The organism is Ligilactobacillus ruminis DSM 20403 = NBRC 102161 (assembly GCF_900113455.1).
GTDB classification, from domain to species: domain Bacteria; phylum Bacillota; class Bacilli; order Lactobacillales; family Lactobacillaceae; genus Ligilactobacillus; species Ligilactobacillus ruminis.
In genome coordinates, this window is record NZ_FOPI01000013.1 from 42,489 (window position 1) to 62,767 (window position 20,279).

Annotated in this window: 22 protein-coding genes, 1 tRNA gene and 1 other RNA gene; 1 reads left to right on the top strand and 23 read right to left on the bottom strand. The window is 45.2% G+C overall.

The genetic code is table 11. The annotated features are described in order from the left end of the window. Nucleotides 1–69: 69 nt before the first annotated feature. The 23 genes from tsaD to BMZ95_RS05130 form a co-directional block, all read right to left on the bottom strand. The gene (gene tsaD, locus BMZ95_RS05020) at nucleotides 70–1,092 is read right to left on the bottom strand and encodes a tRNA (adenosine(37)-N6)-threonylcarbamoyltransferase complex transferase subunit TsaD (RefSeq protein WP_046922916.1); all 1,023 of its coding nucleotides are present in this window, start codon (nucleotides 1,090–1,092) and stop codon (nucleotides 70–72) included. Next, nucleotides 1,085–1,684 (bottom strand): ribosomal protein S18-alanine N-acetyltransferase, encoded by a 600-nt coding sequence (gene rimI, locus BMZ95_RS05025; protein WP_225354882.1) that lies wholly within the window; start codon nucleotides 1,682–1,684, stop codon nucleotides 1,085–1,087. The genes tsaD and rimI overlap by 8 nt, the downstream gene beginning before the upstream one ends. Further along, nucleotides 1,659–2,384: a tRNA (adenosine(37)-N6)-threonylcarbamoyltransferase complex dimerization subunit type 1 TsaB gene (gene tsaB / locus BMZ95_RS05030; protein ID WP_014073133.1), complete on the bottom strand. Its 726-nt coding sequence runs from the start codon at nucleotides 2,382–2,384 to the stop codon at nucleotides 1,659–1,661. Before tsaB ends, rimI begins: the two co-directional genes overlap by 26 nt. A 167-nt stretch (nucleotides 2,385–2,551) precedes the next feature. Continuing rightward, nucleotides 2,552–3,802 carry an NADP-dependent isocitrate dehydrogenase gene (gene icd / locus BMZ95_RS05035; protein ID WP_014073131.1) on the bottom strand — a complete coding sequence of 417 codons (1,251 nt, stop codon included), beginning with the start codon at nucleotides 3,800–3,802 and terminating at the stop codon, nucleotides 2,552–2,554. A 14-nt stretch (nucleotides 3,803–3,816) separates the two neighbouring features. Next, nucleotides 3,817–4,908, bottom strand: coding sequence for a citrate/2-methylcitrate synthase (locus BMZ95_RS05040; RefSeq protein WP_014073130.1), 1,092 nt, complete (start codon nucleotides 4,906–4,908; stop codon nucleotides 3,817–3,819). 40 nt (nucleotides 4,909–4,948) lie between these two features. Next, nucleotides 4,949–7,552, bottom strand: a complete 2,604-nt coding sequence (gene acnA, locus BMZ95_RS05045) for an aconitate hydratase AcnA (protein ID WP_046922917.1) — start codon at nucleotides 7,550–7,552, stop codon at nucleotides 4,949–4,951. A gap of 415 nt (nucleotides 7,553–7,967) precedes the next feature. Next, nucleotides 7,968–8,732 carry an acyl-[acyl-carrier-protein] thioesterase gene (locus BMZ95_RS05050; protein ID WP_014073128.1) on the bottom strand — a complete coding sequence of 255 codons (765 nt, stop codon included), beginning with the start codon at nucleotides 8,730–8,732 and terminating at the stop codon, nucleotides 7,968–7,970. Between the two features lie 11 nt (nucleotides 8,733–8,743). After that, a complete protein-coding gene (gene rsmI / locus BMZ95_RS05055; RefSeq protein ID WP_046922918.1) occupies nucleotides 8,744–9,628 on the bottom strand; it encodes a 16S rRNA (cytidine(1402)-2'-O)-methyltransferase in 885 nt (294 codons plus the stop codon). Continuing rightward, on the bottom strand, nucleotides 9,628–9,981 hold the full coding sequence (locus BMZ95_RS05060) for a DNA replication initiation control protein YabA (RefSeq protein ID WP_014073126.1): 354 nt from the start codon (nucleotides 9,979–9,981) through the stop codon (nucleotides 9,628–9,630). The genes rsmI and BMZ95_RS05060 overlap by 1 nt, the downstream gene beginning before the upstream one ends. Nucleotides 9,982–9,995: 14 nt before the next feature. Then, nucleotides 9,996–10,988, bottom strand: a complete 993-nt coding sequence (gene holB, locus BMZ95_RS05065; RefSeq protein ID WP_046922919.1) for a DNA polymerase III subunit delta' — start codon at nucleotides 10,986–10,988, stop codon at nucleotides 9,996–9,998. Nucleotides 10,989–10,990: 2 nt separating this feature from the next. After that, nucleotides 10,991–11,320, bottom strand: coding sequence for a cyclic-di-AMP receptor (locus tag BMZ95_RS05070; RefSeq protein WP_014073124.1), 330 nt, complete (start codon nucleotides 11,318–11,320; stop codon nucleotides 10,991–10,993). A 33-nt stretch (nucleotides 11,321–11,353) separates the two neighbouring features. Next, nucleotides 11,354–11,986 carry a dTMP kinase gene (gene tmk / locus BMZ95_RS05075; RefSeq protein WP_003692458.1) on the bottom strand — a complete coding sequence of 211 codons (633 nt, stop codon included), beginning with the start codon at nucleotides 11,984–11,986 and terminating at the stop codon, nucleotides 11,354–11,356. Nucleotides 11,987–12,075: 89 nt separating this feature from the next. Next, complete coding sequence (locus tag BMZ95_RS05080) at nucleotides 12,076–12,315, bottom strand: YaaL family protein (RefSeq protein WP_014073122.1); 240 nt, start codon at nucleotides 12,313–12,315, stop codon at nucleotides 12,076–12,078. A gap of 16 nt (nucleotides 12,316–12,331) precedes the next feature. After that, a complete protein-coding gene (recR, locus tag BMZ95_RS05085) occupies nucleotides 12,332–12,931 on the bottom strand; it encodes a recombination mediator RecR (protein ID WP_014073121.1) in 600 nt (199 codons plus the stop codon). Nucleotides 12,932–12,952: 21 nt separating this feature from the next. Further along, nucleotides 12,953–13,267: a YbaB/EbfC family nucleoid-associated protein gene (locus tag BMZ95_RS05090; RefSeq protein ID WP_143454959.1), complete on the bottom strand. Its 315-nt coding sequence runs from the start codon at nucleotides 13,265–13,267 to the stop codon at nucleotides 12,953–12,955. A gap of 11 nt (nucleotides 13,268–13,278) precedes the next feature. Further along, nucleotides 13,279–15,012, bottom strand: coding sequence for a DNA polymerase III subunit gamma/tau (dnaX, locus tag BMZ95_RS05095; RefSeq protein WP_046922920.1), 1,734 nt, complete (start codon nucleotides 15,010–15,012; stop codon nucleotides 13,279–13,281). A 67-nt stretch (nucleotides 15,013–15,079) separates the two neighbouring features. After that, an RNA gene (gene ffs, locus BMZ95_RS05100) (signal recognition particle sRNA small type) lies at nucleotides 15,080–15,166 on the bottom strand. 133 nt (nucleotides 15,167–15,299) lie between these two features. Continuing rightward, nucleotides 15,300–15,761 carry a tRNA adenosine(34) deaminase TadA gene (gene tadA / locus BMZ95_RS05105; protein WP_046922921.1) on the bottom strand — a complete coding sequence of 154 codons (462 nt, stop codon included), beginning with the start codon at nucleotides 15,759–15,761 and terminating at the stop codon, nucleotides 15,300–15,302. Between the two features lie 3 nt (nucleotides 15,762–15,764). After that, on the bottom strand, nucleotides 15,765–16,370 hold the full coding sequence (locus BMZ95_RS05110) for a class I SAM-dependent methyltransferase (RefSeq protein ID WP_014073117.1): 606 nt from the start codon (nucleotides 16,368–16,370) through the stop codon (nucleotides 15,765–15,767). A 140-nt stretch (nucleotides 16,371–16,510) separates the two neighbouring features. After that, nucleotides 16,511–16,584, bottom strand: a tRNA-Arg gene (locus BMZ95_RS05115). A 72-nt stretch (nucleotides 16,585–16,656) separates the two neighbouring features. Further along, nucleotides 16,657–17,070, bottom strand: coding sequence for a DUF3284 domain-containing protein (locus BMZ95_RS05120; protein WP_014073116.1), 414 nt, complete (start codon nucleotides 17,068–17,070; stop codon nucleotides 16,657–16,659). A 97-nt stretch (nucleotides 17,071–17,167) separates the two neighbouring features. Further along, a complete protein-coding gene (locus tag BMZ95_RS05125; protein ID WP_014073115.1) occupies nucleotides 17,168–18,427 on the bottom strand; it encodes a DEAD/DEAH box helicase in 1,260 nt (419 codons plus the stop codon). A 12-nt stretch (nucleotides 18,428–18,439) separates the two neighbouring features. Continuing rightward, a complete protein-coding gene (locus tag BMZ95_RS05130) occupies nucleotides 18,440–19,432 on the bottom strand; it encodes a Gfo/Idh/MocA family protein (RefSeq protein WP_046922922.1) in 993 nt (330 codons plus the stop codon). Nucleotides 19,433–19,637: 205 nt separating this feature from the next. On the opposite strand from BMZ95_RS05130, the gene BMZ95_RS05135 reads away from it, so the two are divergent. Beyond that, nucleotides 19,638–20,003, top strand: coding sequence for a DUF4828 domain-containing protein (locus BMZ95_RS05135; RefSeq protein ID WP_014073113.1), 366 nt, complete (start codon nucleotides 19,638–19,640; stop codon nucleotides 20,001–20,003). The last annotated feature ends 276 nt before the right edge of the window (nucleotides 20,004–20,279 follow it).

Consider the following 20,279-nt stretch of genomic DNA (forward strand, 5'->3'; position numbering starts at 1 on the left):
GCATCAAAAAAGGATTTTTCCCGTCTTTTGGAAAAATCCTTTTTATTTTCAAGCTGTTTATGACGTGTTTTAGATCCAATCAAATTCCAGACTCGGATCGGCATTAAGATCCAATCCTCCTCTGATTCCTGCAAGATATGCTTCGTAACCGGCAGCTCCGATCATTGCCGCATTGTCACCGCAAAGTTTGAGCGGTGCCTTGATCAGTTCAACATCGTCGAATGCCTGAAGCTCTTCATCAAGACGAGTCCGCAAGCCCTGATTAGCCGCGACTCCTCCGGCAAGAATAAGTTGTTTTACCGGAAATTCTTTCAGGCAGCAAACCGTTTTTTCTGCCAAAACGTCAACGACGCTTTGTTGAAAACTGGCAGCAAGATCGTTTTCATCAAGTTTTTCGCCTATTTGGTCGGCATGATGAACCGTATTGATGAATGCGCTCTTTAACCCGCTGAAGCTAAAATCGAAATTGTCCTCTTTTTCCATTGCGCGCGGAAAATGGAACGTATCATGACCTTTGTGCGCCATCTCATCAATCTGTTTTCCGGCCGGATATGTCAGGCCAAGGACGCGCCCGACCTTATCATAGGCTTCACCGCAGGCATCGTCTCTTGTTTCGCCGATAATCTTGAAATCATAAGGACCGCTTAAATAGACCAGTTCGGTATGACCGCCTGAAACAAGCAGCGCCAATGCCGGAAAATGCAGTTCTCCTGCAAACCTTGCGGCGTAAATGTGTCCTGCCATGTGATTAACCGGAACAAGCGGCAAATCATGAGCATACGCGACCGTTTTTGCAGCAGTCACGCCAACGAGCAGCGAACCAACCAAGCCTGGTCCGTAAGTAACGGCGACCGCATCCAAATCATCATAGTCGACGTTTGCTTCACACAATGCGTCATCGATACAGTACGTAACCTGTTCAATATGATGGCGACTCGCCACTTCCGGAACAACGCCTCCAAAACGCTTGTGGCTTTTGATTTGGGTTGCCACAATGTTGGAAAGAATTTTATTTCCGTTTTCAATCACGGCCACGCTTGTTTCATCACAACTTGATTCAAAGGCCAAAATGAGATTTCTGTCTTCAGCCATTCGTCATTCGTTCCTTTCTCTTGTTGGCATTGATGCTGTAAACCATTTCGATGGCATCTTCTGCCGGACTGTCGGTATAGTAGTCTTTTTTCACGATTCGATCGACAAAGCCTGCAAAACGGTATGCCTCATGGGCATTAACGTTGCTTTGTCTGACTTCAAGACTGACTTTTCTGAGCCCCCTTTTGTCTGCTTCGTCAATCAAAGTTTTAATCAGCATCTGACCCAATCCTAAGTTTTGATAAGGAGGCAAAACGGCAATATTCGTGATATGCGCCTCATACGTTGCGTATTTCATGTCGCATCCCGCAAAACCGACCATCTCATCGTTGTGGCGGACTACCAGATACAGCGTTCTTTCCTGTTCCCCGATCTGAGCTTCGAAATTTTCAAAATTCCAAGGAGTCTGCCCATTATAGACTGCACGTTCGATATCCAAAATTTCGGGAATATCCGGAACGACTGCGCGCACGAAGAGATATTCATACCCCTTGACTTTGACGTTTCTGCATTTAAATTCCAATTGACCGTCATTTTTACTGCCAAACAAGCGGTTGAAGCCAGTTTTAAATTTTTTCAACATAGGAGTCATGCTCATCTTTCCCCTCCGGATGTTTCTCAAGCCATTGAGCCTCAGCTTGGGTCATTCGCAAATAATTTGGAACAAAATCGTTGACGTCGACGCATTTTTCCTTTTCGCCAAGCATCCCCAAAATGTCTGCTCGAGGATAATTGAAACCAAAAGAAGAAATGATGCCGTTTTTGCATTTTTCATTAATCAAATCAGAATAGGCCTGCGCATCCTTGCCGATAAAAATCACGCTTTCTGAAGCAAATTTTTCACACAAATCAGCAATTGCAATATGCCGGTCGGACATAACCGTTTGCAAAAGACCGTTTTCATCATAGCGGTAAGCCCCGGCGAAGACGTTGCCGCGCCTTGCGTCAAACAACGGCACAAGAACGCTTTTTTCCGTTTTTGGAAATGCAGCGGCCAAAACTTCAAGACTCGATACGCCCGCCAATTCTTTGTCCAACGTGTATGCCAAAGTCTTAGCGGTTGCAGCTCCGATTCTCAAACCGGTATACGAACCGGGGCCCTTTGCCACCACGATTCGATCAAGCTCACAAGGTTTGAGTCTTGCATCTTCCATCAGCCGCTCAATCAGCGGCAACAGCTTCACGCTGTGATTTTTCGTTTTCGTACAGGTCGCCTGACTGAGCAAATTGCCATCTTCCAAAACGGCCACGCTCAATGGCTGATTGGAAGTATCAATCGCTAGAATTTTCATTAATTATCGTCCTTTTTGTCTGTATAATCTTCCATATGATATCTTAACATAAACCGACTGGTTTTGAAGTGAAAAATCTGATAAAGATTCAAAAAACGACTTCTAATCTTTTTAACGCTCAAAATTTGCGGCAAAAAAGGATCGGGATAAACCCGATCCTTTTTTGTCTATTTCAAAATTTCAGCAACGTAATGCCCAAATTCGCTTGTTTTCAGCGTCGTTGCTCCATCCATCTTTTCGGCAAAGTCAATCGTGACATGCTTGTTTGAAATCGCCTTTGCAACTGCTCTTTCAATCAACTCTGAAACTTCGATCCATCCAAGGTAATCAAACATCATTGCTCCCGACAAAATAATCGAGGTCGGATTGAGTTTGTCTTGTCCTGCAAATTGCGGTGCGGTTCCGTGCGTTGCCTCAAAAATGGCTCGCCCCGTCTGATAATTAATATTTGCTCCGGGAGCAATACCGATGCCCCCGACTTGTGCCGCCAACGCATCCGAAATGTAATCTCCGTTAAGATTCATTGTTGCGGCAACATCGAATTTATCCGGATAAAGCAGCGTTTGCTGAAAGAAATTGTCGCAAATGACGTCGCTTACGAAAACTTTAGCCTCGTTCTTCTTTTGTTCGGCAGCCTCCTTGCCGCAAGTCTTGAAGACCTCATCATATTCAGGCTGAGTAAACACTTCATTGCCATAAGCCAAGCAAGCATCATAGCCCCACTGTTTAAACGAGCCTTCAGTCTTTTTCATGATGTTTCCTTTATGCACGAGCGCCACGTTTTTTCTTCCGTGACCAAGCGCATAATCAATTGCAGCTTTGACCAACCGCACGCTTCCTTCTTTTGAGATCGGCTTGATCGCAAAAGCGGAAGTCTTCGGAAAGCGAACCTTTTCCAACTGACCTTCTTCTTCAAGCAGTGCTTTCAATTTTTCAGCTCCGGTGCTGCCTTCCGCAAAATCAATCCCCGCATAGATATCTTCCGTGTTTTCCCGAAAAATTGCAATGTCGACTTTTTCAGGTTCCTTGACCGGAGACGGCGTTCCTTCATAGTATTTGACCGGTCTGAAACATGCATAAAGATCGAGCTTTTGTCGAAGCGTCACGTTGATTGAGCGATGGCCTTTGCCAACGGGCGTTGTCAGCGGTCCTTTGATTGCAACAAGGTTTTCCCTGAGCGTTTCAAGCGTTTCGTCCGGAAGCCATTGTCCCGTTTGGTCAAATGCAGTCTGCCCGGCCAAAAGCGGAATCCAGTCAACGGCTTTTTGCCCCGCATATGCCTTTTTGATGGCCGCATCAAAAACTTCTTTTGCTGCAGCCCAAATCTCAGGTCCGATTCCGTCGCCTGAAATAAACGGAATCTGCGGATTATCAGGGACGGTCAGCTTTCCGTCTGTCATCGTAATCTTTTCACTCATAAAAATACCCCTCGCTAATCATTGACATCCGGAAGATAGTGGCGCTCGTCAGGTCCGACGTATTCGGAACACGGACGAATCAAAGTCTTTTCGCGACGCTGTTCCATTACGTGCGCCAACCATCCGGCAGTTCTGCAGGCCGCAAAAATCGTCGTAAAGACATCCTTTTTCAAACCGACGCAATGATAAATCAAAGCCGTATAGTAATCAACGTTAGGATACAGCCCTTTTTCCTTCAGCATATAGTCGGCAATTTCTGTTTGAACTTCAAAGAAATACGTATTGCCGGTACGTTTGGCCATTTTTTCCGCAATCGGACGCAAAATCTTCGCACGCGGATCTCCGTGCTTGTAGATTCTGTGACCGAACCCCATCACCTTTCGTCCGCGCTTGAACGCATCTTTTACGTAATCAATCGGATCCATGTCATGATCGTAAATTTTTTCAAGCATTTCAAAAACGCGTTCGTTCGCTCCGCCGTGAAGCGGTCCTTTCAATGCGCAAACAGCGGCCGTCAAACATGAATAATAATCTGCAAAAGTCGAAGCCACGACTCTTGCCGTGAAAGTCGATGCATTGAATTCATGATCAGCCTGAAGAATCATGACGGTTGAAAACATCTTGGCCAATTCTTCATCCGGTCTTTCACCGGTCAGCATGTACAAGAAGTTTTCAACGACGCCCATCTTCTCATCAACGTCAATCAACGGCTCGTTGTTTCTGATTCTGACGATTGCCGCAATGACCGTCAGCATCTTCGCCAAAATGCGAGGCGGTTCATCGTGCTCCACGTCGTTCGTAGTCCCAAGCAATGAAGTCGTCGTGCGCAGGATGCTCATCGGATGCTGCGGTTCGCGGGCAATATACAACAGAAGCCGAACGGTTTCTGCCGGCAAAACCATCTTGCGAACAAGCATCTTGCGAAACTTTTGCAGTTCCTCTTTGTTTGGCAGACGTCCGTACCACAATAAATAAACAACCTCTTCAAAAGATGCCTGACAAATTTCTTCAATCGGGTAGCCGCTGTATGTCAGTCTGGCATTTTTCGTTGAACTGATGCTGGTTTGATCGATAACGACCCCAGCCAATCCTCTTGGCAAATCCATAAAAAACCTCCTTAATGCAAATGCAGTCCTCAAAAATAAGTTATTTGTCCTCTAAAACGTACTGCAAAATTCCGCCGGTTTTATAGTATTCCTCGTCAATCGGCGCGTCAAATCTTACTTTTGCCTCGAATTCGATTTGATGATCATCGTTTTTTGCAGTTACATGAGCCATTTTGTCCTCAAGCTCGATTTCAAACGCTTCCGAGCCATCAAGACCCAAGCTGTCAGCATTTTCTCCCGGAAGATACTGCAGCGGCAAAACTCCCATCATGACAAGATTTGAACGATGGATTCGTTCAAAGCTTTCTGCAATGACGGCTTTGACTCCCAGAAGTTTGACGCCTTTAGCGGCCCAGTCACGCGACGATCCCATTCCGTAGTCCTTTCCAGCCAAAACGACTGACCCGATTCCGTGTTTGCGATAGTTCATCGCCGCCTCGTAAATCGTCGTATCCTTTTCATCAAGCCAATCATACGTGAAACCGCCGCTCTTTCCTTTTGCCAATTTGTTTTTCAAGCGAATATTGGCAAGCGTTCCGCGCACCATCACCTCATGATTGCCGCGACGCGAACCGTAGGAATTGAAATCGCGCACCGCAACGCCATGCTCCTTCAAATACCTTCCGGCAGGAGTGTCAGGGCCGATAAAACCCGCAGGCGAAATGTGGTCAGTCGTGATGGTATCGCCCAATTTGGCCAAAACGCGCAGTCCGGACAGATGCGCTTGTCCGCCCTTATCGTCAAAAAACGGTGCAGAAGCCAGGTAAGTGGATTTTTCATCCCACTCATAAGTTTCGCCAACCGGCGGAACGAGTCTGTTCCATACCTTGTTTTGCTTAAAGATGCCGTTGTAATTTTCGGAAAAAAGCTCAGGTTTAACGTAATTATGAATGCAATCCGTGATTTCTTCAGGTTCAGGCCAGATTTCTTTCAAATAGACGCCTTTTCCTTCAGAATCTTTGCCAAGCGGCTGATGTTCCAAATCAATGTCAAGCGTTCCAGCAAGCGCGTAAGCCACGACCATCGGAGGTGAAGCAAGATAAGTGTCTTTGATAAGCGGATTGACGCGTCCCTCAAAATTACGATTTCCGCTTTCAACTGCAGCAAGCGGATACCCTGTCTTTTCCACGGCAACCGCAACTTCTTCTTTCAAACGACCGGAATTGCCGATGCAGGTCATGCAGCCATACCCTGTCAAATTGAAACCCAGCTTGTCCAAATAAGGCTGCAAACCGGAAGCCTTCAGATATTCGGTCACGACGCGAGAGCCGGGAGAAAGCGAAGTCTTGACGTATGCCGGAACCTTTAATCCGCGTTCGATTGCTCTTTTGGCAAGCAAGCCGGCACAAATCAAAACTTCAGGATTGGACGTGTTCGTGCAGCTCGTGATTGCGGCAAGACCCAAAGCCCCCGGACGAAGGCTGAAATGCTCGTTTCCCATGTCAAAATCGAGATTTTGGGGCAGAGCATCGTCATAATACCTGAAATTATCCGGCAGCTTGTCAAGCGTTACCAGATCCTGCGGGCGGCTTGGACCGGCAACGCTGCTCTTGACCATCGAGAGATCAAGTTCGACATATTCTGAGTAATGCCTTTGCGAATCTTCTCGTTCCTGATAGCGCAAATGATTCTTTTCCGCATATGCTTCAACGAGATCAATTGTTTCTTGAGGGCGATCCGTCAGTTTCAAATACTCGATTGTCTGGTCGTCAATCGGGAAATACCCACAAGTTGCCCCGTATTCAGGTGCCATGTTTGCAATCGTCGCACGGTCAGCCAGCGGCAGATTTTTCAAACCGTCACCGTAATATTCGACGAACTTGCCGACAACATTGTGCTTGCGAAGCAGATTTGTCAGCGTCAGCGCCAAATCGGTGGCCGTTACCCCCGGACGCTTTTTTCCCGTCAGCTTGACGCCGACAACTTTTGGCAGCGGGAAATATGATTCCTGACCAAGCATCCCTGCTTCAGCTTCGATTCCGCCAACGCCCCAGCCTAAAACGCCGAGTCCGTTGATCATCGTCGTATGCGAATCCGTTCCGACCAGCGTATCAGGGAACAGTACTCCGTTTCTTTGATTAATAACCGGAGAAAGATATTCCAGATTGACCTGATGAATGATTCCCGTATCGGGCGGAATAATTTTGAAATTATCAAAACTGTTCTGTGCCCATTTAAGAAATGTATAGCGTTCGTTGTTTCTTTCAAATTCGCGCTTGACGTTGAAGTCAAACGCCTCATCATTGCCGGCACTGTCGACTTGGACGGAATGATCAACGACCATGTGAACCGAAACGTCAGGATTGATCGTTTCGACGTCTCCGCCGCGACGTTTCATTTCATCACGCATCGAAGCCAGATCAACCATTGCAGGAACGCCAGTCAAATCTTGCAAAACAACGCGTTCAGGTTTAAAAACGACGTCATGATCATGTTTTTCGTCCCAATCGATAAAGTCTTCTAAATACCTCTTAAGGTACGGCTTTTCAGCACTTTTTCTTAAGGCGAGTTCCAGCAAGATTCTGATCGTATAAGGCATTTCCTCAATTCGTTGACCTTTATCTTCAAGAAAGTCTGCAAAATCGCAGTATGAGTATTTCTTTCCGTCAACGGTTAGTTCCTTGCGATACTTTCCATCTAACATAACATCCACCGACCCCTTTAAATTTTATTAACTTATTCTAACATGGTTTTAATGAAATTGCTAATTACACCTATCATGCGATGTGCTTTTTTCTGACATTTCATGTTATCACTAGTGTTTTTGACATTAGCTGAAATCAATTATCCCACAATATTTCTAACCATTTTGTTATATCTATAGGTACAATATGTTTGGTCACCGTTCTGTAAAAAGGCATCAGGTCAACCACCATCGGCTAAAGTCGATGGTGGTTGACTACATGAAAATGAGAACAGACTTTTTTGCTTATCTTCATCATGGAAGGCGACTGTCATGCATACGCAAAAAAACCGGATGATTTGCAATCAATTGCAAATCATCCGGTTTTTCAATTTGAAACAGAGTTTTTTCATCCTTATGTTTGCACGCTCTATCTCTATATTATCCATTCTTCTTTGCGCAGTTTCCAATCGCAAACTGCTCGACAGGAAAGCTCATCATTAACCTTGATTTCATGGAAAGTCTTGACGGTCTCGACGCCCGTCATGGTTATTTGTGCTTGACTGACGGCTTTTTGACCGTAGCGAATCTCCTTTTTATACTCGATATTCATGCTTACGGGCTGATATTTGATCAAAAAATCAAGATCAAGCGCATCAAGCATCCATTCAAAATAATGAACGTTGTTAACGTGCTGATTGATATCAATATCCCAAAAACGAACTTCATATTCTTTTTGGCGATCAATTCGTTCAAGTTCTTTTGGAAGCGGCAATCTTTCAATCTTGGTCGCATATTCTGAATGATATGGTTCAATCAGATTTTCCGGAATCCTGACGATTTTGCGCTCATTTTGATCCATCAACGCAAACACCGTATGCATATGTGCCAGTTCCTGCTTCCTGATGTCATGGATCCAAAAATCGCGGTAGCAAAAATAGCGGTTATAGCTTTTAGCATGAGTCGTAATATAAATCGTTTCGTTTCTTCGAGGAAGTCTTTTGATATCGATCATGTTTTGCGTAACGATCCAACCTAAGCCCATCTGATTGACTTTTTCGCTTGAAAGGCCAACGGCATCGCTTTGATCATTACATGAAAGCATCATCAAATCAACCAAACGTCCTAACCCGACGGTCCCGTTCATATCGGTTTCATAGTAGGTGACGCGGTGTTTTTCGCTGAATCCTTTGCTTTCCAAAACAATCCCTCCTAATCATCAAGGTGATGAAAAATATTGTAAACTTCTTGCTTTTTCATTTTGCGCCTCTTGGCCACTTCTTTAATGGCATCATTCGGCTTTTTTCCTGATTCGATCAAGGCATTGACCTCCTCTTCAATCGTGTTTTCGCTTAAATCGACCGTTTCAAGCATCTCAACATGAGAATTGCCTTCAACGATCAGGACGAATTCGCCGCGAACCTCATCTTCTTCCGCAAATTTCAAAGCATCAAGAAGCGTTCCGCGCAAAAATTCCTCATATCGCTTGGTCAATTCGCGACACAAAACGACGCGTCTGTCGGGTCCAAAGACGTCAGACATTGCCTGAACCGTTTTTTTCAATCGATGCGGAGCTTCATAGAAAATCAGCGTTACCGTCTGATTATTGAGCTTTTCAAGCTCCTCTTTTTGTTCTTTGTTTTTCCTTGGCAAAAAACCATAAAACAAAAACGGCTGCGGCAAAAGCCCGGAAGCAATCAATGCCGTCAAAGCCGCATTCGGCCCCGGAAGCGGAGCAACGGGGATTTTGTTTTCGATGCAGGCAACCACAAGTTCGTGTCCTGGATCACTGATTGAAGGCATTCCTGCATCGCTTACCTGTGCCAAATTTTTGCCAGCCAAAAGTTTTTCAACCAGCTGCGGAATTCTTTCTTTCGTGTTGTGCTCATGAAAACTTATCTGTGGCGTATTGATTTCAAAATGATTCAATAATTTTTGAGTATTGCGCGTGTCCTCGGCACAAATCAAATCGACTTCCTTCAGGGTTTTGACTGCTCGTTCCGTCATATCGCCCAAATTACCGATAGGCGTTGGAACGAGGTAGAGCGTCCCCGTTTCATGAACGCCGGAAAAACTGCTCATTTTCTCTATGCTCATCAGTGTCTCTCTCCATAAATCACGTCTTGGCAAAAAACGCATGGTTCATCATTGATGCGTCGCGATCCGTACATGTTGTCCACGTTGCAGACGTGAAAACCTTCTTCATAAAGTTTTTCAAGATTTTGTCGCGATTTGGACAAACCGTTTTTCGTCGTCTTGCCCTTTTGCCTGTTGTTTCTTTCTTCAAGTTCTTGAAGTCTCGCACGCAAATGACTGTTTTCAATCGCAAGCTCTGCATTTTGCTCAACGATTCGCTCCATCTCTTCCTTGACGCTCGCAATCGTTCTTTGCATCTGCTGCGACGATTTCTCCATTTGTTCAAAACTGTCAAAAAGTTCACGTTTCTTCAAAATATCACCTTCATCTACTCATGATAACAACTTACAAGTTTCAGCGTCAACGCTTCAAGAATGTTTTGGAAAGAAACGTTGATTGCTTGCAGTTTTCTTGAGTCCAAAACAAGTTCCGTCGCATGGCAGGCCCTTTGTGTGCTGATTTTTTCCGAAAATGCGCGCAATTCATCATGATGCATTGCAAACGACGTTCTCCCGTGTTCCTCAAACTTGAGCAGCATGACGTCGCGAACCAGCAAGACAATCAAATCAAGCAGCATGTCCTGCCTTGATCTGTCACTGAAATACTGCTTCAAATGCGTCGTTACGTTGACGAAAGCTCGTAAATCATTTGTCATGATAAGTTTGAACCACTCCCAGACGTCAGCCGTCATTGCCGCAAACCCATCGTCTTTTGACAACTCGATTGCAATCTCCAGGCTATCTGTCAACCCCAGCAATAAGCTGGCCTTATCTTTTGAAATCCCCGCCTGTTGCAGTTTTTCAGACAACTCGTCAAACCCGAGTGCCTGAAGCTCAAATTCCTGACAACGCGAAATAATGGTCGGCAAAATCAAATTGGCATTTTCCGTCAGCAAAAATGCACACACGTCGCCGCTTGGCTCTTCCAAAAATTTCAACAGACTGTTTGCGGCACTCGCAGTCATCTTTTCAGCATCAGAGATGATAAATATTTTCTTTGTTCCTTCGACCCCGCTTTTGCTGAACTCTGCTTTTAAGAAACGGATCTGATCAACCTTGATCGATGCACCGTCAGGAGCCACCTCAACGACGTCCGGAAAGCTGTGATCGGCAATTCGTCTGCATTCGCTGCACCTTCCGCAAGGCATCCCGGCCTGCTTGTCAGTGCAAAAAACGGTCTGCGCAACAAAAAGCGCAAGTTCAGACTTGCCAGTGCCAGCAGGACCGGCAAACAAATATGCATGCGACAGTTTTCCTGCTTCTGTCAGCTTCATAAAATGCTCAGTCAGACGGGGCTGCAATTCCGTAATCTTTTGTTTCATGATTAAAAATGCAAAAACTGCTCAACCGGCAAAACGAACACGTTGGCCCCGCCGACTTCGACTTCAATCGGATACGTGCTCGTTGCTTCGATTGGACTGTCGACGTTTACCGACGGCGTCACGTATTCTGAGCGTTTTTTGGAAACTTCTTTGATGATTCCGAGAACTTCTTCCACACGATCATCTTCAATCCCGATCAAAAAAGTCGTATTTCCCGAACGCAAGAATCCGCCTGTCGACGAAAGCTTGGTTGCTCTGATGTCTGACTCGATGAAAGCATTGCTTAAACGGTTGCTGTCCTTATCTTGAACGATTGTAACGACTAGTTTCATAAATAATCCCCCTGTCTTTTCCGAACTCTTACGTCAGGCAAAAAACTCCGGTGCGCGCTTTTTCAAAATTTCACGCACTTCAAAAATCACGGCTTCAAGCGGTTGAGAAGCATCTACTTCGACAATTCGCTTTGAATCTTTGGTTGCCAATTCCAAGTATGCATCATGAACCGTCCGATAAAACGACATCTTTTCGTGATCCAAGCGGTTTACCTCGTCTTGTCTGTTTCGTCTGATTCTTTCAAGTCCAAGCTCTGGCTCAATGTCTAAGAAAATCGTCAAATCCGGCGTCAGTCCGTCCGTTGCAAAACGATTCATCTCGGCTATCCTATCAGTGCCGATGGAACGCCCGGCTCCTTGATAAACAATTGAGCTGTCAACGAATCGGTCGCATAAAACCAGCTTGCCGGCTGAAAGCGCCGGATTGATCGTTTCAACGATATGCTGTCTTCTGGCCGCTGCATAAAGCAAAGCTTCGGTTCGCTCATCCATCTCAACAAAACGCTCATCCAAAATGACGTTTCTGATTGCTTCGGAAATTCTGTTTCCGCCGGGTTCTCTGGTCAGAACATATTCTGTTTTCCCATTCTTTTCAAGTTCCTTGACAATCGCCTTGATTACGCTCGTCTTTCCGGAACCGTCAGTTCCTTCGAACGTGATAAACATTCCACTCAATTTTTTGACCTCATTTCTCTTTAACTACTATTTTACTGTATTTCCCCGAAATAAAAAAGCCAGGATTTCTCCTGACTGCCTCATTTGCCGAATACTGAAGATTGCATGCGTCCGTGAACTTTTCTCAGCTTGGCTTCACGATATAAAAATTCATATTTTGCGCGCGCAAGCTTCGTTTCGGCCGTCAATTCATCATCGGCATCATAAACGGCTTCTTCGGTCTGACGCGCATGATCCCAGATCATTTTTGCATCATCGATTGCATCCAGTAAAAATTCATCATATGTGCTACGAAGAATATGTCGCTTTCTTCCAAACATGAAAATCACCTCTGTCTCAGATTTCCTGACGCCCTTCGACTGCTTTGAACAGCGTCATTTCATCTGCGTATTCGATATCGCTTCCGACTGCCAAACCGTGTGCAAGTCGAGTTGTTTTGATTCCGGCCGGCTTGATCAAACGAGAGATGTACATCGCCGTTGCCTCTCCTTCAGGGGTGGCATTCGTCGCCAAAATAACCTCTTTGATTTCAGGATTGGCCTGAAGTCTTCGAATCAGCCCCTTGACGTTGATGTCTTCAGGTCCGATTCCTTCGCTTGGAGAAAGAACTCCGTGTAAAACATGGTAAAGCCCGTGGTAATCACGCAATTTTTCGAAAGCCATCACGTCTTTTACCTGCTCGACGACGATTACCTGCTGCTGGTCGCGCGTCTTGTCAGCGCAGATTACGCACGGATCGCTTTCGGTAATGTTTCCGCACAAACTGCAATAGTGCAGATCGCTTTTAGCTGAAACCAAAGCCTTCGAAAATTCCGAAACGTCTTCTTTATCCATGTCGATCGTAAAGAATGCCAAGCGGACCGCCGTCTTCTCACCGATTCCGGGAAGACGCATATAGCTGTCGATCAATTTGGCAATCGGTTCAGGATATTGCATCTGATCCAAGTCCCCTTATCTTTAAAGTCCAGGAATGTTGCGAGAATACTTGCCCATCGTGCGCTGCGTTTCCTGCTCGATCTTTTTGATCGCATCGTTGACTGCAGCAATCACAAGATCCTGCAGCATGTCGACGTCATCAGGATCAACTGCTTCTTCTTTGATTTCAATATCCTGCATCTTATGGTCGCCCGTAAATTTTACGACAACGGCATCATCTGGCGCATGACCTTCAAAAACCGTTTTTTGCAGTTCTTCCTGATCCTTTTGCATATTCTTTTGAAGCTTTTGCATCTGCTTCATCATTCCCTGCATGTTCATTCCACGCATCATAATAAATCATCCTTTCAATCTTCTTTGATTTCAATCAAATCTTTGCCAAAAATATCTTCCGCCTCTTGAACGATGTCATCTTCATGCTCTTTTGTTTGGTCTGACGGAATTTCTGCCGCATCCTTTGGAATCGTCCCCGATCGCATCTGTTTGATATATTCCTGTCTGATATTCAGCCAGCGATTCTTTGGAACGTACACGATTTTTTTAGCGTCACCATAGATGCGACCGACGCTGTTTTCGAATTCGTCGCGCACTCTTTCTTCGTTGATAATGCGACCGCAGATGAATTCATTGTTAAAACTCAAAATAATTCCTTCAGGTCCTGCCGCTTCGATTTCGCACATCTTAAACATTGCTTTGGAAGAAACGTTAAGAGTGCTCAAAATGTCGTTCATGCAGTCAGAGAAACGATTCTTGTCGATCTTGGTTGCACTGCCGAGAATCCGATAGATGCTTGCGACGTCAATCTTGATTTCATAATGCTGAACGGCTTTTTTAGCGGGCCTTGACGTTTTTTCACCGGAAAATCCACGATCGGATTTGCCTAAGAGATTTTTGACCTGGTCTTTTAACTCCTTGATCTGTCTTTGCAGATCATTCAGCTCATTCAAAGTTTCAGGTGACGTCTGCAATGATTGAACGCTTGTTTTACGTTCTTTTCCGTCAATCTTTGCGAGCTTGACCGTCAAGACTTCAAGATAGACGGACTGATGCATCGAGTAGCGCATGTTTTCCTGCTGCTCGTTTAGCGTATCGATATATCGGTAAAGCGTTTCCGGATTGCTTTTTTCAGCCATGTCTTTAAACTCGTCGTCAATCATGACCGAACCTGTTTGTTCAAGCATCTCCGGTGCCTGCTTATATAGCAGCAGATCACGACAGCAATTGATCAGATCTTCAAGCAGGCGCTTGGCATCTTTTCCTTCGTCAAGAATCGCATGAATCGTTTGCAGTCCAGCAACCGTTTCATGGTTTTGAACCTGACTCAGATACTTGATCAGATTTTCGCGCGTCACGCTCCCTGTCACAAGCAGGGCATTGTCCAACGTCACCTCGTTGTCGCCAAACGACAGCACCTGATCCAAAATACTGAGCGCATCGCGCATCCCGCCTTCTGCCGCGCGCGCAATCACGTTCAGCGCTTTTTCATCATATTCAAACTGCTTTTGCTTTAAAATGTATTCCATGCGCTCAAGAATCGCACCAGACGTGATTCGCTTAAAATCAAACCGTTGCGTTCTTGAGATAATCGTCGCCGGAATTTTGTGCGGATCGGTCGTTGCCAAAATAAAGACCACGTTTGCCGGCGGCTCTTCCAAAGTCTTGAGCAAAGCATTGAATGCGCTCGTCGACAGCATATGAACTTCGTCAATAATATAGACTTTATAATCGGCTTGCGTCGGCGCATACTTGACCTTGTCTCTGATGTCTCTGATTTCTTCAACGCCATTATTGGAAGCAGCATCGATTTCAATCACATCGTTCAAACGTCCGGCAGTAATCGCCTTGCAGATTTCGCATTCGTTGCACGGGTCGCCGTTGACCTGATTCGGACAGTTCAAAGCCTTTGCGAACAGCTTGGCACAAGAAGTCTTGCCGGTTCCTCTTGGCCCCGCAAACAAATACGCATGCGTCGTCTGTTTCGTTGCCAACGCATTTTTCAATGTTTTGGTAATCATGTCCTGACCGACAAGGTCTTCAAAGGTCTGCGGTCTCCAAACACGATACAATGCCTGATAGCTCATCGAAGTGCTTCCTTTCTCTTTATAATAAAAAATCTCGATCCCGCAAAGGACCGAGTCTAAATCTCATCATAACAAGGAGCACATGCCGAACCAAACTTAGTGCTGCTTCCTTCCGGACCTGACACGCTTCGTAAGGACAACATTGCCCCAAGGCCTTGCGGCAAATACTATGATACATGAAATTTACGATAATTTCCAGTCCTTAGCATAAAAATTAGAAAATATTAATTTAAAAAATGCAGAGAAGCAACTCATTCTCAAATCCCAGGCATCGGAGCTCTGCATTTTCAACGAATACGAAGAGAAGCAAAAAAGTCGCTCAAAAGCTTGCCGCACTCATTTCTAAGGCATCCTTTTTCGATACTTGCCCGATGATTGAACCGCTCATCTCCAAGAAGATTCATCAAAGTTCCGCAGGTCCCGGCCTTTTCATCAGGAGCTCCGTAAAAGACTTCCGGAATTCGCGCATTGATGATTGCACCGGTACACATTGGACACGGTTCAAGCGTCACGAACAACGCACAGTTTCCCAGGCGAAAACTTCCAAGCGTTCGATTGGCTTCCCTGATTGCAATCATTTCAGCATGCTCGGTCGCATCCTGAAGCTCTTCTCTTCTGTTGTGACCGCGCCCGATGATTCGTCCGCCAGAGACAATCACGCAGCCGATCGGAACCTCGCCTGCTTCATAAGCAGATTTTGCTTCCTTTAACGCTTCTTTCATAAAAGCAATTTTTTCTTCTTCGGTCATAGCTTATTCCTTCACGCTTTTTAAGACGTAATAGCCTTTTTCTTTTGCAATCGTTTCGCAATTTCCGTAAGTTTCTTCCATTTTCTTCATGGCGGAAGGAGCGCCTTGCTTTTTCTGCAGGACGGCCAAAATCATGCCGCCTTCTTTAAGATGATCGATTCCTGAAAGCAGGATGCCGTGCACGACTTCTTTGCCGGCTCTGATCGGCGGATTCGTCACGATCGTGCTGAAGTTTGTTTCTTCGACATTTTCATAAATGCTTGATTCGTGAATCGAAACGTTTTTAATTGTGTTTTTTGCTGCGTTTTTTTTGGCAAGTTCCAACGCAAGCTCATTGACGTCGACCATTTCGACCATGGCGTCGGGATTTTTCTTCGCAAGCGAAAGCCCGATCGGTCCGTATCCGCAACCAACGTCCAAAATTTTGTCGCCAAGCTCAAGGCTGCCCGCTGCCTCAATCAAAACGCGCGAGCCAAAGTCGATCGTATTCTTTGAAAAAACGCCGTTGTCCGTCACAAATTTAAAATCAACCCCCAAAAGCCTGAAGTCAAAGTTTTTTTCTTCATGCTTGACATCGGGATTTTTTGAATAATAATAATTTTCTTTCATGTTCGTCCTGCCTTTTGGAATTCCGCTTACAAGTTTACGAATCGAACGGAGTCATTATAAGCAAAAGAGGACTTTCAAAGCCTCATGCGCATCAAAAGTCCTCTTTGCCCGGAAATGTTCAAGGTTCCGTCCTTGTGCGATGCGCTCGATCGGAATCGAACCGATGACCTACCGCTTAGGAGGCGGTTGCTCTATCCTGCTGAGCTACGAGCGCATTTAAAGAAGTTGCCGTCAACTGCAACTTCTTTAGTATAATATAATTTTTTCGGTAAAGTCAATCGTTAACTCAATATCCGACCTCAAAATTTTTGAGAAGCTTGACAAAATTGTATCTTCTCAGCCATCCCAAGCACTTTGTTTCTACTTTGAGTCGGAATTTTGCAAGCGGCTTTTTTTCCAGGAGACTTTCTGAATACGTCACGCAAACCTTGTCCTTGGCCAGTTCAACCAGCTCATAGGCAGCATTTAAAACTTCGTCCTTGCTTTCAAGTTTGTAGTGGTAGCTGCGATTCTTGACGATTTTCGTAATCAGCAGCTTGGCAGGAGTCCGCTTATCAACGTGAGTTTTATAGCTCACGCCCTCCAGTTCATCCGCACTGATTGATTTTCCGGTCTCTTGCTTGATATCATACAAGGCATTGTCAACCAACCGAGAAAACATGTATTCCGCCGAAACGTTCAATGTTGTCGAAACTTTCATGATAATGCGACCACCTTTCCACTTGACTACATTAATTATAACGCATGCAGAAACGTTATCATAGTGAACAAGCTCTTAAGAAAATACGATTTTTTTATTAAGCTTTCTTAACCTTTCGCTTGCCTTTGTTTTTTTGATCGCGCTTGCGCTTTTTCTTGTGCTTTTTGGCTGTCGGAAGCTGTTTTTCAACCCTTTCCGCCGTTTTTTTGACAGATTTTTTCAGCTTTTGAGGACGAACCGTTTCGACGTTTTTTTCGGTTGTCAGCTCCTGATTGAAAATATAGCCCGTTTCGATTTCATAGGTTTCGTCTTTGATCAGCTGCTTAAACTTGCGCAGATCGTGCTCGTTGCCAAGATTGACGACGCTGCCGGAAGCACCCATTCGTCCGGTTCTTCCGATACGGTGAATATAAGTGTTGACGTCTTTTGGCAAGTCAAAATTCACGACTGCGGGCAGCTTTTGAATATCCAGGCCGCGACAAGCAACGTCCGTCGTCAAAACGAGTCTGATTTGACGTTTCTTCAATCCGTTCAAGGCTTTCTCGCGCTCCGTCTGACGTTGTTCGCTGGACAGTCTGGCAACGGAGGCTCCCGCATGAATCAGTTTCTCATAAGCATCTTTGAGCTCTGCATTTTGCTTAAAGAAAACAAGCGCATAAAAATCCTTGACGTTTGCAAGCTTGCGCAGCGCTTCAACGCGTTTTCTCTGCGGGACTTCGACCATGTAGTGCGTCACGTGACCGCGCGTTTGATCCTGCTTTCTGACGTCGCACGTGATCGGTTCGATGCCAAACCACTTGTGCAGTTCGTTCAAAACGGGCGTCTTTGTGGCTGAGAAAAAGCCCAGCTGAACGTCTGCTTTGGCACGGCTCACAAGTTTGCGGCAATCGGCCAGCGTTTCTTCCTGCGCAAGCATTTCGTCCGCTTCGTCAATCACGATTGCTTCCAGATTATGCAGTTTGAGACGTTTTTCGTCTGCAAGGTTCAACAGGCGCCCCGGTGTTCCGACAATGACTTCCGGTCGATCCTTGCGCAATTTTTCAATCTGGCGCTTGACATTGGCACCGCCGATGATGGCCGCCGTCTTAAGCTCCAACAGCTTGCCCCACGGCCTGATGACGTCCGCCAGCTGAGCCGCCAGTTCCTGCGATGGCGCAATGATCAAAAGCTGCGGGCCGTCGCCTTTCAAAACTTTTTCCAAAAGAGGCAGCGCATAAGCCAAAGTTTTGCCCGAGCCTGTCGGCGACAGTCCCAAGACGTCTTTTCCCTGCGCAAGAAGCGGATAGACTTCTTTTTGAATCAGCGTCGGTTCGGTAAATCCTTGTTCTTTAAAATGTTTTTCAAATATGTCGTTCATATATTCTCTCTTTCAATCGTATGTGATGTCGGCGCTTTTTTTCAGCAGTTCCATGACCTGATTCACCTTGGCTGAAAGATCGAGCCAGGCTTGTTCGGTCATTTTGCCTTCAAGCGAATCTTCTTCTAATATTCTAGCAAAATCCAGAGCTTCCGCAAACATCGGATTTTCATCCGGCGTGTTTGAGAGCAATTTTTTGCTGCCTTTTGCGTCAACCAAAAAGACCTGATTCAAATCGGCCGCATTTCCGCACAGCAAAAGCGTTTCCTTTAACCCGTAAATTTCTCCCGGAAGATATGAATTGGAAGTCTTGCCGACATTCAAAACAACATTTTCGTTGCCATATTTTAAAACAGCAATCCCCGAACCGTCGATCCCGTTTCTCAGTTTGACCGGAAAGTACTTGGCATCATCCGGCATCCCGAACCAGGAAACGGCGCAATAGACAAGATAGATGCCGAGATCCTGCAATGCTCCGCCGGCAAACCGCGGTGAAAAAACGTTCGGATCCTTTCCTTCAAGAAAAGCATCATAGCGCGACGAATACTTTTGATAGGTCAGAGTTGCTCCTTGAAAATGATCAAGTTTTGCGACTTCTTGTTTGACGATTTCAAAATTTTTCTCGTGCACGTGACGTGCCGCTTCAAAATAATAAACGTCATTTCTTTTTGACAAAAGATCAAGCAGCTGATTTTCTTCTTTGAGGTTTGCGCAGGCCGGCTTTTCGACGATGACGTTTTTGCCGGCATTGATTGCCATTACGGACTGCGCAAAATGAAGACTGTTCGGTGATGCGATATAAACCGTGTCAAAGCTTCCTTCGGCAAAAAATTTTTCCAAATCGTCAAAATACTCACCGTCAGCCAAATATTTTTTCCCAAACTCCTCAGCTTTTTGAAGCGTTCTCGAATAAACGGTCGTCAGCTGATACATTCCTGTTTTGGCACAGGCTTCGATAAATTGATCTGAGATCCAGCCCGTTCCGATAATTCCAAGTTTGATCATCGAAATTCCTCCTTCGCGTACGCTTATATTTTATCAAAAAGAAACGCTTGCCTCCATAGAAAGCGCTTTATTCAAACGGAATTTTTCCATTTTTGTTACAACTTTTCTTTTTCGTTTCATTGCGATGAAATTGCTATATTCCGAACTGATTTAGTGGTATATTATAATTAATATCAACGCAGGTGAGAATTGGAGGATTACGCAAATGAAGCACGGAGGATTGATCAAAAAATTTGGCCGATCGATTCTTAACAAAATTCCGCACAAAAAGGATCGAAGCAAAGCAAACCAGAAGCTTCAGACTGCTTTGCCCTTGATTTATGCCGGCACGTGGCTTTTCATCGATGACCTCAGCCAAAAGCACCACAAGCTTGAAATCACCGTTGACCTGAATATTTTGATCGATTCGCATGAGCTGCCCGGCAAAATCGAACGCCTGGATGAATCTTCGCTGGTTTTTTTGGACACGTATGGTTATCATTTGCAAATCTCTGCCGAAAATCTCCATCCGGTTTCCGTTTATGACGAAGCAGACAATCGTTCATATGATTTATCAGAATACTACAAGTAGGGGCTTTGAAAAAACCATGCCTCAAATTGAAAAAACGGATATTTGCAATTAATTGCAAATATCCGTTTTTTTGCGTATACAGGACAATTTCCCTGTATATGATGGGAATAAGCAAAAAAAGTCTGTTTTCATTTCCATGTATCAAAACGTCCAAAAAGAGGACAGAGACAGAGGGGTAAGTCTGATTTTTGTCTACCCGACTATTCGAATCCGGCCCGCGCGACTCCGAAAGTAGACAAAAAACGGGAGAAATGTCTGATTTTTGTCTACCCGACT

Excerpts from the sequence above, each read along its gene's own strand:
- BMZ95_RS05120 (WP_014073116.1), bottom strand. The coding sequence starts at position 17,070 with ATGAAAGTTTCGACAACATTGAACGTTTCGGCGGAATACATGTTTTCT.
- holB (WP_046922919.1), bottom strand. The coding sequence starts at position 10,988 with ATGAAACAAAAGATTACGGAATTGCAGCCCCGTCTGACTGAGCATTTT.
- rsmI (WP_046922918.1), bottom strand. The coding sequence starts at position 9,628 with ATGAGCATAGAGAAAATGAGCAGTTTTTCCGGCGTTCATGAAACGGGG.
- tadA (WP_046922921.1), bottom strand. The coding sequence starts at position 15,761 with ATGACCGAAGAAGAAAAAATTGCTTTTATGAAAGAAGCGTTAAAGGAA.
- acnA (WP_046922917.1), bottom strand. The coding sequence starts at position 7,552 with ATGTTAGATGGAAAGTATCGCAAGGAACTAACCGTTGACGGAAAGAAA.
- BMZ95_RS05125 (WP_014073115.1), bottom strand. The coding sequence starts at position 18,427 with ATGAACGACATATTTGAAAAACATTTTAAAGAACAAGGATTTACCGAA.
- BMZ95_RS05080 (WP_014073122.1), bottom strand. The coding sequence starts at position 12,315 with ATGTTTGGAAGAAAGCGACATATTCTTCGTAGCACATATGATGAATTT.
- dnaX (WP_046922920.1), bottom strand. The coding sequence starts at position 15,012 with ATGAGCTATCAGGCATTGTATCGTGTTTGGAGACCGCAGACCTTTGAA.
- BMZ95_RS05040 (WP_014073130.1), bottom strand. The coding sequence starts at position 4,908 with ATGGATTTGCCAAGAGGATTGGCTGGGGTCGTTATCGATCAAACCAGC.
- tsaD (WP_046922916.1), bottom strand. The coding sequence starts at position 1,092 with ATGGCTGAAGACAGAAATCTCATTTTGGCCTTTGAATCAAGTTGTGAT.
- rimI (WP_225354882.1), bottom strand. The coding sequence starts at position 1,684 with ATGACTCCTATGTTGAAAAAATTTAAAACTGGCTTCAACCGCTTGTTT.
- icd (WP_014073131.1), bottom strand. The coding sequence starts at position 3,802 with ATGAGTGAAAAGATTACGATGACAGACGGAAAGCTGACCGTCCCTGAT.
- BMZ95_RS05130 (WP_046922922.1), bottom strand. The coding sequence starts at position 19,432 with ATGATCAAACTTGGAATTATCGGAACGGGCTGGATCTCAGATCAATTT.
- BMZ95_RS05070 (WP_014073124.1), bottom strand. The coding sequence starts at position 11,320 with ATGAAACTAGTCGTTACAATCGTTCAAGATAAGGACAGCAACCGTTTA.
- BMZ95_RS05110 (WP_014073117.1), bottom strand. The coding sequence starts at position 16,370 with ATGAAAGAAAATTATTATTATTCAAAAAATCCCGATGTCAAGCATGAA.
- BMZ95_RS05135 (WP_014073113.1), top strand. The coding sequence starts at position 19,638 with ATGAAGCACGGAGGATTGATCAAAAAATTTGGCCGATCGATTCTTAAC.
- recR (WP_014073121.1), bottom strand. The coding sequence starts at position 12,931 with ATGCAATATCCTGAACCGATTGCCAAATTGATCGACAGCTATATGCGT.
- tmk (WP_003692458.1), bottom strand. The coding sequence starts at position 11,986 with ATGTTTATCACGTTCGAAGGAACTGACGGTTCCGGAAAGACGAGCGTA.
- tsaB (WP_014073133.1), bottom strand. The coding sequence starts at position 2,384 with ATGAAAATTCTAGCGATTGATACTTCCAATCAGCCATTGAGCGTGGCC.